The organism is Actinoallomurus sp. NPDC050550 (assembly GCF_040655075.1).
Classification (GTDB): Bacteria; Actinomycetota; Actinomycetes; order Streptosporangiales; family Streptosporangiaceae; genus Actinoallomurus.
This window is the reverse complement of record NZ_JBFAJC010000109.1, coordinates 1-12,459: the sequence shown is the minus strand read 5'-3', so window position 1 is coordinate 12,459 and position 12,459 is coordinate 1. Positions and strand designations below refer to the sequence as shown.

Annotated in this window: 9 protein-coding genes and 1 pseudogene; 4 read left to right on the top strand and 6 right to left on the bottom strand. The window is 68.5% G+C overall.

All coding sequences use genetic code 11. From position 1 onward, the window contains the following. Window positions 1–152 (bottom strand): annotated as a pseudogene (locus AB0I04_RS54130) (polyphosphate kinase 2); the annotation flags it as partial. Next, window positions 149–3,805 carry a hydantoinase B/oxoprolinase family protein gene (locus tag AB0I04_RS54125; RefSeq protein WP_360904535.1) on the bottom strand — a complete coding sequence of 1,219 codons (3,657 nt, stop codon included), beginning with the start codon at window positions 3,803–3,805 and terminating at the stop codon, window positions 149–151. The pseudogene AB0I04_RS54130 and the gene AB0I04_RS54125, both read right to left, overlap by 4 nt. A 92-nt stretch (window positions 3,806–3,897) precedes the next feature. Here AB0I04_RS54125 and AB0I04_RS54120 point away from each other — a divergent pair, with 92 nt between their 5' ends. After that, window positions 3,898–5,022 carry an NAD(P) transhydrogenase subunit alpha gene (locus tag AB0I04_RS54120; protein WP_360904532.1) on the top strand — a complete coding sequence of 375 codons (1,125 nt, stop codon included), beginning with the start codon at window positions 3,898–3,900 and terminating at the stop codon, window positions 5,020–5,022. Window positions 5,023–5,052: 30 nt separating this feature from the next. On the opposite strand, the gene AB0I04_RS54115 is transcribed toward AB0I04_RS54120, so the two are convergent. Both AB0I04_RS54115 and AB0I04_RS54110 read right to left on the bottom strand, forming a co-directional pair. Next, entirely contained in the window at window positions 5,053–5,685 is a 633-nt protein-coding gene (locus AB0I04_RS54115) for a PhoU domain-containing protein (protein ID WP_360904529.1), read from the bottom strand. Between the two features lie 242 nt (window positions 5,686–5,927). Further along, window positions 5,928–6,152, bottom strand: a complete 225-nt coding sequence (locus tag AB0I04_RS54110; RefSeq protein WP_360904526.1) for a helix-turn-helix transcriptional regulator — start codon at window positions 6,150–6,152, stop codon at window positions 5,928–5,930. 9 nt (window positions 6,153–6,161) lie between these two features. On the opposite strand from AB0I04_RS54110, the gene AB0I04_RS54105 reads away from it, so the two are divergent. Both AB0I04_RS54105 and AB0I04_RS54100 read left to right on the top strand, forming a co-directional pair. After that, complete coding sequence (locus AB0I04_RS54105; protein ID WP_360904523.1) at window positions 6,162–6,395, top strand: hypothetical protein; 234 nt, start codon at window positions 6,162–6,164, stop codon at window positions 6,393–6,395. 312 nt (window positions 6,396–6,707) lie between these two features. Further along, window positions 6,708–7,769 carry a lipocalin-like domain-containing protein gene (locus AB0I04_RS54100; protein ID WP_360904520.1) on the top strand — a complete coding sequence of 354 codons (1,062 nt, stop codon included), beginning with the start codon at window positions 6,708–6,710 and terminating at the stop codon, window positions 7,767–7,769. A 218-nt stretch (window positions 7,770–7,987) separates the two neighbouring features. On the opposite strand, the gene AB0I04_RS54095 is transcribed toward AB0I04_RS54100, so the two are convergent. Next, the gene (locus AB0I04_RS54095) at window positions 7,988–8,686 is read right to left on the bottom strand and encodes a response regulator transcription factor (protein WP_360904517.1); all 699 of its coding nucleotides are present in this window, start codon (window positions 8,684–8,686) and stop codon (window positions 7,988–7,990) included. After that, window positions 8,683–9,915 (bottom strand): sensor histidine kinase, encoded by a 1,233-nt coding sequence (locus AB0I04_RS54090; protein ID WP_360904514.1) that lies wholly within the window; start codon window positions 9,913–9,915, stop codon window positions 8,683–8,685. Before AB0I04_RS54090 ends, AB0I04_RS54095 begins: the two co-directional genes overlap by 4 nt. Window positions 9,916–10,174: 259 nt before the next feature. On the opposite strand from AB0I04_RS54090, the gene AB0I04_RS54085 reads away from it, so the two are divergent. Further along, window positions 10,175–12,352: an MMPL family transporter gene (locus AB0I04_RS54085; RefSeq protein WP_360904511.1), complete on the top strand. Its 2,178-nt coding sequence runs from the start codon at window positions 10,175–10,177 to the stop codon at window positions 12,350–12,352. The last annotated feature ends 107 nt before the right edge of the window (window positions 12,353–12,459 follow it).

Genomic DNA, 12,459 nt, shown 5'->3' with positions numbered 1-12,459 from the left:
TCGACGCCGGCCCGGTTGTACCAGCTGCGGTCGAACAACACGACCTCGCCGGCCGCCGGCAGGTGTTCGACGTAGCGCTGGAAGTACCACTGCGTACGCTGCCGCTCGGTCGGGGCGGGCAGTGCCACGATCCTGACGACACGCGGGTTCAGATACTCGATGACGGGCTTGATCGTGCTGCCCTTGCCGGCCGCATCACGCCCCCTTGTTGGCCGTATCCACCCCCGCCGGGGGTCTCGATGACCAGGACGTCGCCGGTGTCCAGGTCGGTGCTGTCGCACCCGGCGAGATGCTGGACGCTGCCGTTGGCGCGCTCCACGCGGTTGGTGCCGAGGGCGCCTGGGGATCCGCCGGCCATTCCGTAGGGCGGTATCCGCCGGTGACCGGAGAGGGTGCTGACCGTCACCGGCTCACGGAAGCGAATCCGGCGGACGGCTCCGTCGCCGCCGTGCCAGCGGCCGGCGCCACCGCTGCCCCGCCGGATGGCGAACTCCTCGACGAGCACGGGATGGCGCCATTCGAGGACCTCCGGGTCGGTCAGCCGGGAGTTGGTCATATGGGTCTGTACGACGGACGCCCCGTGGAATCCGTTGCCCGCCCCGGAGCCGGAGGCGACCGTCTCGTAGTACTGGTGCCGCTCGTTGCCGAAGGACACGTTGTTCATCGTCCCCGAGCCCTCGGCCTGGACGCCCATCGCGGCGTACAGGGCACCGGTGATCGCCTGGGAGGTCTCCACGTTCCCGGCGACCACGGCCGCCGGGGGGACGGGGGCGAGCATCGAACCCTCGGGGATGAGGATCCGCAATGGGCGCAGGCAGCCGTCGTTGAGCGGGATGTCGTCGGCCACCAGGGTGCGGAAGACGTAGAGCACGGCAGCTGCCACCACTGACGAGGGTGCGTTGAGGTTGGAATCGAGCTGCGGCGAGGTGCCGGTGAAATCCAGCGTCGCGGAGCGCTGGGCGTGGTCGACGGTGACATGTACCGAGATCACCGCGCCGGAGTCCGTCTCGTACCGGCAGACGCCGTCGCTCAGAGCGTCGATCACCCGGCGTACCGCCTCCTCGGCGTGGTCCTGGACGTGTCGCATGTATGCCTGGACGACATCGAGGCCGAAGTGCTCGATCATTGCGCCGACCTCGTCGACGCCCTTGCGGTTGGCGGCGATCTGGGCGCGCAGGTCGGCCAGATTGGTGGCGGGGTCGCGGGACGGGTACGGGCCGCCGGTGAGCAGCCGCAGCGTCTCGGCCTCGTGGAACCGGCCGTCCTCGACGAGCAGCCAGTTGTCGAACAGGACGCCCTCCTCCTCGATCCGACGGCTGCCCGCCGGCATGGAGCCGGGGGTGAGCCCGCCGAGTTCCGCGTGGTGGCCGCGCGACGCGACGAAGAACAGGATCCGCCCGTCTTCGGTCCCCGTCCCGAAGACCGGGGTGATCACGGTGATGTCGGGCAGGTGGGTGCCACCGTGGTAGGGGTCGTTGATCGCATAGGTGTCGCCCGGTCGCATCGTGCCCGCGCGACGGCGGATGACCTCCTTGACGCTGGTTCCCATCGAGCCGAGGTGCACCGGGATGTGCGGGGCGTTGGCGATGAGGTCGCCGTCCGGGTCGAACAATGCGCAGGAGAAGTCGAGCCGTTCTTTGATGTTCACGGACTGGGCGGTCGACTCCAGCCGGGCACCCATCTGCTCGGCGATCGACATGAAGAGGTTGTTGAAGATCTCCAGGAGAACGGGGTCTGCCTCGGTGCCGACCCGCGCCTCACCGGAGGCGGCCGCTCTCTGGATCAGCAGGTGCCCGGCGGCTGTCGCGGTCGCCTGCCAGCCGTCGTCCACGACGGTGGTCGCGTTGGCCTCGGTGATGACGGCCGGGCCGGTCAGGCGGTCGCCGGGCCGCATCAGTTCCCGGCGACGTAGCGGTACGCGACGCCAGGCGCCGTGTGTGTGCAGCCGTACGGTGCCGTCATCCGGGCTCTCGTGTCCCGGCGTGGATTGTGCGAGATGGCCGAGGTCGGGCTGCTCGGTGAGCCCGGTCGCCTCCGCCGAGAGGGCCTCGACGATCAGCGGACGGTTCATCAGGAACGAATACCGGGCCCTGTGTCCGGTCTCGAAGGCGACGGTCATGGCGTCCGGATCGGCCAGGTCGACCGTGACGGTGGTGTCGGTGCCGTCGTAGCGAAGGTGGGCGCGCCGGGTCACTGTGATCCGCTCGGTCGGCACCCCTTCGTCGAGCAGCTCGGTGCGCGCCGCCGAGTCCAGTGCCTCGGCGACCTCCATGATCTTCGGCATCGCGTCCGCGTCCAGCCGTGTCTCCACGGACTGTTCACGCATGGCGGTGGTGTCGGCGAGGCCCATGCCGAGCGCCGAGAGCACCCCGGCCATCGGCGGCACCAGTACAGTACGGATGCCGAGTGAGTCCGCCACCGCGCAGGCGTGCTGGCCGCCCGCGCCCCCGAAGGTGGTCAGGACGTACTCGGTGACGTCGTGGCCCTTCTGCACGGAGATGCGCTTGACTGCGTTGGCGATGTTGGCCACGGCGATCCGCAGGTAGCCCTCGGCCACCTCCTCAGGCGAGCGCTCGTCGCCGGTCTCGGCACGGATCCGCTCGGCCACGTCGGCGAACCGCAGCCGCACGAGGCCACCGTCCAGGGGTTGGTTCCCGCTGGGGCCGAACACCGTGGGGAAGTGGGCGGGCTGTACTCGCCCGAGCATCACGTTGGCGTCGGTGACGGTCAGCGGGCCCCCTGCGCGATAGCACGCCGGGCCCGGGTCCGCGCCGGCGGAGTCCGGTCCGACCCGGTAGCGGCTGCCGTCGAAATGCAGCACAGAGCCGCCTCCGGCGGCGACGGTGTGGATGTCGAGCATCGGGGCGCGCAGCCGTACGCCGGCCACCTGTGTGGTCAGCACCCGCTCGTACGCGCCGGCGTAGTGCGACACGTCGGTGGAGGTGCCACCCATGTCGAAGCCGATCACCTTGTCGAAGCCGGCGAGCCGTGACATGCGGACCATGCCGACGATGCCCCCGGCCGGGCCGGACAGGACGGCGTCCTTGCCCTGGAAGTGCCCGGCCTCGGCCAAACCGCCATTGGACTGCATGAACATCAGCCGCACGCCGTGCATCTGCTCCGCGACGTGCGCCACGTACCGGCGCAGCACGGGTGAGAGGTACGCGTCGACCACCGTCGTGTCACCCCGAGGCACCAGCTTCATCAACGGGCTGACCTTGCTGGACAGGGACACCTGCGGAAAGCCGATCCGTTCGGCCAGCTCGCCGATCGCCCGCTCGTGCGCCGGATGCAGGTGACTGTGCAGGCACACCACCGCCACGGCACGGATACCGTCGTCGTACACCTGCCGCAGGTCGCCGGCGAGCCGATCGAGGTCGGGGGGACGCAGCACCGTGCCGTCGGCCATGATCCTCTCGTCGACCTCGATCACCGTCTCGTACAGTTGCTCGGGCAGGACGATCTCACGGTCGAAGATCCGTGGCCGGTTCTGGTAGCCGATCCGCAACGCGTCGGCGAAGCCGCGTGTGATCACCAGGGCCACGCGCTCGCCCTTGCGCTCCAGCAGGGCGTTGGTCGCCACCGTGGTGCCCATCCGTACGGCCTCGACACGTGCGGCGGGTACGGGCTCATGCTCTGGCAGGCCGAGCAGCAGACGAATTCCGGCCACAGCGGGATCGCGATAGCGCGCAGGGTCCTCCGACAGCAGCTTGTGCGACAGCAGCTCGCCGTCGGGGCGCCGGGCGACGATGTCGGTGAAGGTGCCGCCCCGGTCGATCCAGAACTGCCACCGTTGACCGGCCATGGCTCCAGTATCCGGCGCTCACCACAAAACCTCGCAAAACGCTCTCCGGCTACCATAAATGACATAAGGACCTTCGTTGGAAGGTGAGGTCGATGGCGCGCCTGATGGTGGGCATCGACAAGGAGACCACGCCCGGTGAACGCCGCGTGGCGCTCGTCCCCGCGGCCGTCGGCGCCGTCTCGATGCTGGGGGTGGATGTGGCGGTCGAGGCCGGAGCCGGCGCCGCCGCCGGGTTCACCGACGTCGCGTACGCCGAGGCAGGTGCAGCCGTCCTGACCCGCTCACGGCTCTTCGACCTGGCGGGCCTCCTGGTCGGGGTCCAGGCGCCTCATCTCCGCGTGGGCTGTCGGTTCCGGCCTGGGCAGGCCCTGATGGGTCTCCTCCGGCCTCTTCACAGCCCCCTGACGATCCGGAACTGGGCGAACCAGGGCGTTACCTCGATCAGCCTGGACCTCATGCCGTCCGCGCTCATCCACGGTGAGCTGCTGGACGCCGCCGCCTCTCAAGAACGGATCACCGGCTACGAGGCCGTTCTGGTCGCAGCTCAGCACTGTGGCCGTTGCCTGCCCACCACGGTCGGAGAAGCGCGCACCAGACCTGTGCGGGTGCTCATCGTCGGTGGCGGCACGGCCGGCCTTCAGGCGATGGCCACAGCCCGCGGGCTCGGGGCACGAGTCGAGGTGTACGACGCGAGTCGGCGCGCCATCGATGAAGTGCGCTGCGCGGGCGCGGAGTACCTCGACCTGCCGGCGACCGGATCCTCGGCGGCCGTACGTCTGGCGCTCACGGCGGTGATCCCGCGTTTCGACATCGTCATCGCCACGCCATGCGAGCCACCGGGCGCGGAGGCGGAGGGTCTGATCACCGCCGAGGCGGTCAGGGCCATGCGGCCGGGCTCGGTGGTCGTCGACACCACCGTGGGGCCTGGCATCGGTACGGTCGAACTCGCCGTACCGGACACCACCATCACCGCCGGGTCGGGCGTCCTCATCATCGGCGCGGACAACCTTCCCTCGTGTGTCGCAGCCACGGCCTCGGCCGCCTACGCACACCGCATCGCGGCGCTGCTGGCCCGCCTGATACGCGACGGCACCCTGACGATCGACCTGACAGACCCTCTCCAGGCCGCGATCGTGGTGACCCATCACGGAAACGTCCTGAACGACGCGGTGTGGCAGCGAATCCTCGACGTGACAACGCTGGCGGGCCTGCCGTGAATCGCCTCGCCTCATCTCTGCCGGTCGGGGTCAGGTGGCCAGCATGGCAACATGACGGGCAGCCGACACCGCGTGCCGCGCGCAACCCTCGTAGCAGCGTCCCAGCAACACCACATCAACCGCATCCGAGACCTCGACCGGCGGACCTTCCGACACCAGCAACCGGTCGAGGAGCCGCTGCTGCTCAGCGATTTCGCCCACCTGCCCGCTCAGTGCCGTGGCGGCTTCAGCCGTCGTCGGCTCCAGCGTCATAGTCTCGCCCGCCCTGTCCACCAGAGCCAGCACACCGCCGCTCATCCTCTCGGCGGCAGCCCAAAGGTATGCGGGCAATGGCCGCTTTGACCGACGCGACCAGGCGATCTCGGCGATCTGCTGTATCAGCTTGGCCAGGCGCTCCATGTCACCGCCGAGATGGACCACCGCAACCGTCACTCGGACGTCCGACGATGCCGACGTGCCATATGGTGTGGCGAGCGCCGTCTCCTCGATCTCCTCAATCGCCTCACGCAACTCATGCAGCGCCTGTTCGGCCTCCTTCATGCTGTCCTCGGCCGCGGCTTCGTCACCGAAGAGAACGGCCGACGCACGACTCAGCGCCGTTCGTGCGACGCCCAACATGACGGCCCACTGACAGGCGAGCCGCTGGTCGTCGGCCTGAGTCATCCCCGGACTCCTTCCTCGGCCGTTCAGCGTGGGCGTGGGACCGGACCTGGGCCCCTTTTCCTCTTCGCCTTTTCTTGGTTCCCTGCTCCATCCTCGCGAGCGTGAAACTTCGTTCGAGATCTCCCCGACCTGGTTGCTTCCGAGCATTGCGCTGGGCATCGCACCGGCTCACTCCAGCGCGGGCCTGGACCGCGGGCCGGCCTCGACCAGGTCCTCGCACCCCGGCACTGAAGCCAGGCCCATCACGCCTCGTTGCCGAGGACCTCACGCGCCAACTCCGCCAGCGCCGCCCGGTCCTCGGCCAACGCTGCCCGCCCCGCCTCGGTCGCGGTGTAGACCCGCCGCCGACGTCCCTCGACCAGCTGCTCCTCGGCCGTCAGCAACCCCTCGGCCTCCAGCCGGTGCAACGTCGGATACAACGTGCCAGGACTGATCTTGTAACCGTGACGCTCCAGCTCCCGCGTCATCCACGCACCGTGGATCTCCTGTTCGGCCGCATGGTGCAGGATGTGCAACCGCACCGCACCCCGCTGGAACTCCCGCACCCCGCTCACCCCATGCCCGTGGAGACCCCGGATCCGACACTGACGAACCCGATATCGGCAACCGATTCTACGTCGCTGCCGCCGTTGAGCCAGGCAGGCCGACGGCCCGAACAGTTCTGGGACTGGCTCGACAGCACTGGCACCGACCCCATCTTCGGCCCGTGACACGAGCCGCGCGAGAACACTCCGTCCAGACGCGCGACCGCCTACGACGATGAGCGTACCTAGGCACGAGTTGTCTACGCAGAACTGCGTAGACGCTGCCATCCGCCATGGGAGGCCGCAGCTGCCTTGACGGCGCGACGATCGATTCCGTGAAACCCTCCCAGGCGCTCGTCGCCGGCGCCTCGACCGACATGGGGCGAGCCGCCGCGCTCCAGCTCGCCCGGGACGGCGGCATTCGGACAATGCGGGATTCCGGCAGTGCGCTGACCGCTTGGACAAGTGGACTCCCGCCCGCACGAGATGAGGACGAATATGCAAAAAAAGCAACGTCGATCACCCGCGGCAATCGCCACCCTGTTCGCCACGGTGCTGGCCGTCGCGGCGTCATCAGCGGTTCCAGCGACGGCCAAGACCGGCTCCGCCCCGGTGGGCCCGGGCAGGTCAGCGGTGGCCACGGCGGCACCCGCCTTCCCGACGTTCGTTCATCTGCCGGCCGATCAGGCGGCGCATCCGAACGCGGGCCAGGAATGGTGGTACGTGGTCGGCCATGTCAACGCCCATGGCCACCGGTTCGGCTACGAGGTTAACTTCGGCGGCGGTAAAACACCGCAGGCTATGATCGCGATCACTGATAAGACGACCGGGGCGTTCTACACACAGAGCCGGAGTTACTCCCCCGACCAGACTAGTTTTTCCACCACCGCGCTCGACGTACGCACGCCCTCGGCGACGCTGTCGGGCCCGATGGACGCGATGCGCCTGCACGCCACGCTACCGGCCGGCGAAATCAATCTGACGCTCAGTGCCAAGGGACCCGCGCTGTACAACAACGGGACCGGGCTGATGCCCTTCCTCGGCGGCACGAGCTACTACTATTCGCTGCCCAGCCTGGCGTCACAGGGAACGCTCACCGAGAACGGCCACACCTACCCTGTGACCGGCGAGTCGTGGTTGGACCGCCAGTGGGGCACCTGGGACTGGAGCACCATGAAGAAATGGACCTGGATGCCGCTGCAACTGTCTAACGGCGACCGGGTCAACCTCTGGGACCTGTTCGCTGAGGGGAGTGAGTTTCCCTACGCGACTGTGCTTCACCCGGACGGAACTCACGAGATTGTCGCAGTGAATCCGCTCGCCGACGGCACCTCCGATTTCTGGACCAGCCCGACCACGGGGAAGCGGTACGGCACCCGGTGGACCGTGAACATCCCCGCACTGGACGCCGGCCTCACCGTCGTCGCCCAGCCGCAGGGACAAGAACTGCAGAGCGCGTTCGGTGGCGTCTACGAAGGTGCGGCCAAGGTCACCGGACGGTACCGGGGCAAGCCAGTCACCGGGCAGGCATATGTCGAACAGAACGGCAACTGGCGATAGCGCTTCAACACTTACTCGGTTCCGAACGGCCCCCGAAAGGGCGGTTCCGCCGCCCATCGCCGGGGCGGGGCGCGGCAGGTACGTCCAGCGGGTGCGGGCCGGATCCTCCAACCGGTGCATGCACCGATCGCGCTGGTCGGCGGTCCGCTCGTTGTGCGGGACGCCGACCATGGAGCGCATCCTGATCAACCAGGCAGGGACTCCCGCCGCGCATGCGGTCACACGTCAGGGCTGACCAGACCTGTCTGATAGGCGATGACGACCAGTTGCGCGCGGTCACGCGCACTCAGTTTCGCCATCGCGCGGCTGACATGGGTGCGCGCGGTGGCCGGGCTGAGGAACAGTTCGGCGCCGATCTCAGCGTTGCTCAGGCCCCGCCCGACCAGGGCCAGAACTTCTCGCTCGCGCCCGGTGAGCACCGCGAGCCGGTCCTCCGCAGTCTTAGCCGCCGTTCGCAACGCGGCGAACTGGCCGATGAGACGTCTGGTGATCCGCGGCGCGAGCAGGGCTTCTCCTGCAGCGACCACCCGGATGGCATGCAGGAGCTCGGCCGGTCCGGCGTCCTTGAGCAGAAAGCCGCTGGCACCGGCTTGCAGTGCGTCGAAGACGTAAGCGTCGGTGTCGTAGGTGGTGAGGATGAGAATCCGGACGTGCTCCAGCCCGCGCATCTGGGTGATCTGGGTCGTGGCCTGGATTCCGTCCAGCTTCGGCATGCGGATGTCCATGAGAACGACGTCGGGGCGGGCGGCGCGGGCACACTCGACGGCTTCGGCGCCGTTGATCGCTTCTCCCACCACGGTGATGTCGTCTTCGACGTCGATCAGCAGTTTGAAACCGGATCGCACGAGCCCCTCGTCGTCGGCGAGCAGCACCTTGATCGGAGCGGTGGTCGGCGGTGACGCGGATGCCGTGTTCATAGGCGCGACCCGGTCGGTGCGAGGGGCAGCCGGGCCGTGACCTCGAACCCTCCGCCCGGAGTCGGCTTGGCGTCGAACTCTCCGCCGAGCAGCTGACAGCGCTCGCGCATGCCCAGGATCCCACGGCCAGGCTTGGCCGACGCGTCCGTGCCATTACCGGACGGTCGATCCGCGGAGCCGTCACCGGATCCGGTGCGGCGGCCCTCGTCGGTCACGCGGATCTCCAGTACGTCGATCCCGGGGTTCACCGCGACCGTCACCTGGGTCGGGCCGACGTGACGGATCACATTGGTGATCGACTCCTGAAGAATCCGGTAAGCGGCACTGTCCACCGCGCTCGGCAACTGCGTCGCGGGCGAGGTCGCTTCGAGCGTGACGTCCAGTCCGGCGTCGCGTGCCTTGGCGGTGAGTTCATCGATCCGTACCAGGCCAGGGTGCGGCATGCGGCCATCGTTGTCGTCGCGGAGCACGCCGAGGATGGCTCGCATCTCCCGCAGCGCCCGGGAACTGGTCTGCTCGATGGCCTGCAACGCTTCGCGCGCCCGTTCCGGCCGCTTGTCGAGCACGTGGGCGGTGACCCCGGACTGCACGTTGATGATCGCGATGGCGTGCGCGACGGTGTCGTGCACCTCGCGGGCGATCCGTAGCCGTTCGGCATCGACCCGCGCACGTGCCTCCTCCTCGCGGGTCCGTTCGGCCAGTTCCGCACGTTCCTGAGCTTCGGCCGCGATGACCCGCCGGGACCGGACGGACTCGCCCAGAGCCGTACTCATGACCGACGCGCCGATGCGGAAGAACACCCAGCCGATGGCGGCGCGTGGCTCGATGTCGGCCGCCGCGGACAGCCATCCGACGGTCAGCACCGTGGTGCCCACACCGGCGATCACCAATGATCGGCGCCCGTCACCGTACGTGGCGAGGGTGTACAAGGAGACGAAGAGCCCGAGCCAGCCGGGCCCGTCCGGGAGGTCGAGACCGTAATAGACCAAGCTGGCGAGTGCGGCGGTGACGAACACCGGAACCGGCCACCGGCGGCGAACCGCGACGACCAGGCCGCTCACCACCAGCAGCGCGAATCCGAGCTTTCCGACGTCGGCGAACGGATGCGGTGCCCCATCGGCGGCAACCCGGGCGAGGGTGCCCTGCACCTGCATCACGGTGACGAACAGCGCGAGCACCACGTCTTGCGTCACCACACGCAGGGAATACGACCCGACGCGGTGTTCCATGCCGCGATCGTACAGTTCTCGCGCACGGACAACGCTCCGCTCAGACGCGCATCCCGCTACGCCGAAAGGCGTAGCGGGACACGGACCGGCTACGCGCGATTGCGTAGACGCCGCCGTCCGCCGTCAGAGGCCACGGCCGCCTCACCGGCGCGACGATCGCCGCCATGAACGATCACGCTCACCCACCTCAGGAAGCACGCCGTACAGGCAACGGATCAAGGAGACCACGCGCGACGCCGAACGACGTGAGGAGAAGATCATGACGACCGACACTCCCCGTACGGATGGCGCTCTGGCGGGACTGGCCCGGTTCTGTTACCGGCGCCGCCGCCTGGTCCTCCTGACCTGGATCGTGGGCGTGATCGCCATGGCGTTCGCCGGCTTCGGCTACGGCGCCGCCTCCGACAACGACTTCTCCGGCGGAAACTCCGGGTCCGCCAAGGCGCAGAAGCTGATCGAGAAGCACTTCCCCGAGCAGCAAGGGGACACGCTGACACTCGCGATCAAGGCAGAAAAGGGGATCGACGACCCCGCCGCCCGGCAAAAGATCGAGAAGGTCGTCGCCGATCTGGCCGCCTCACCCATCACCGGACCCGTGACCTCGCCGTACCAGGACAAGAGTCTGGTAACGCCGGATCGTCGTATCGCCCGTACGATCATTCCGCTGACCTCCAAAGAAGTGAAGAAGACCGAGGTGGCGCGCCTGGTGACCACGGTCAAGGAAGCCTCCAGTGACGGCGTGACGCTGGGGCTGGGCGGGGATCAGGCGGCCAAGGCCGAGACACCCAAGCAGGGGCCGTCGGAGAGCGTGGGCGTCCTGGCGGCAGCGGTGATCTTGTTCATCGCGTTCGGGTCGCTGGTGGCGATGGGCCTGCCGATCGTGACCGCGCTCCTGTCGATCCTCGGCGGCATCGCCCTGATGAAGCTGGTGGGGTACATCGTCCCCGCGCCGGATTTCACGGTGATTCTCGCCGCGATGGTCGGGCTCGGTGTCGGCATCGACTACGCGCTGTTCATCGTGACCCGCTACAAGGAGAGCCTGCAGAACGGCGACGAGCCCGAGAGCGCCACCGTCAAGGCCATCACCACCGCAGGTCACGCGGTGCTGTTCGCCGGCACGACCGTCGTGATCGCGTTGCTGGGCCTGGTCGTCATGGGACAGAGGCTGATGACCGGAGTGGCCATCGCCACGTCGGTGATCGTGCTGGTGACGATGATCGCTGCGGTGACCCTGCTCCCGGCATTCCTGGGCTTCACCGGTCGCAAGATCAGCTCGCTGCGCCTACCCCGTCGCACGTCCCGCCGCCACGAGCCCGTCGGTGCCGCGTCCCGAGGGCGCCCTACCCTCGCTGAGCGCTGGGCCGGCGTGGTGCAGCGCAAGCCGCTGGTCGCCGCGATGCTGGCCGGCACGGGCCTGTTGGTGCTGGCCGCCCCCGCGCTGTCGATGCGGCTGAGCCTGCCCGACGCCAGTGTCCAGCCCCACGACAGGAGCAGCTACACCTCACACAAGATTCTCTCCGAGGGCTTCGGTCCCGGCTACGGCGCACCCCTGATCCTCGCTACCCAGGTCGACTCCAAGAACGCCGATCTGCGTCCCGCCGCCGAAGCGGTCGGCAAGATCAAGGGCATCGCCTACGTCACCCAGCCTCGGGTCAGCAAGGACGGACAGGCCGCGACCTTCATGGCCTTTCCCAAGACCGGATTCCAGGATGCGGCGACCGCGGACCTGGTGCACCGGCTCCGCGACGACGTACTGCCCAAGGCGCCCGGCGGCGAAGGGATCTACATCGGCGGCCCGAACGCCGCCACGATCGACAACGCCGACCAGGTGAACTCGCGCCTGCCCTTGATGATCGCGGTCGTCATCGCGATGTCCCTCGTGCTGCTGATCGCGCTGGTCCGGTCGGTCACGATCGCGCTACAGGCCGCCGTGATGAACCTGCTGTCGATCGGCGCCGCCTACGGTGTGATCGTCGCGGTCGTGCAGTGGGGATGGTTGGGCTCGGCCCTCGGTTTCCCCACCGCCATGCCGATCACGACCTGGGTGCCGATGATGATCTTCCCGGTCCTGTTCGGCCTGTCCATGGACTACGAGGTCTTCCTGATCTCGCGGGTTCGTGAGGAGTACGAGCGCACCGGCGACACCCGGATGGCCGTCACTCGTGGGCTGGCGCGGACGGCCAAGGTCATCACGGCCGCGGCCGCCATCATGGTCGCCGTCTTCACGACCTCCCTGCTCGGCCCCGACGTCGCGGTCAAGCAGGGAGGTCTGGGCATGGCCGTCGCCGTGCTCATCGACGCCACCATCGTCCGGATGGTCCTCGTCCCCGCGGTGATGGAACTGTGCGGCAAGGCCAACTGGTGGATGCCCGGACGCCGGGCATCGAAGCCGACCTCGGCCGCACAGGCCGAGGTCGGAGAAGAGGCCAGAGTCTGACTCCTTCATCGTGCGCTCGCCGCCCTCCTCGTACGACGCGGCGAGTCGCCGGTCGAAGGCGGCGTCGCGATCTGAGTGTCACCCGGGTACGGGCGGCCGCCGCCGCC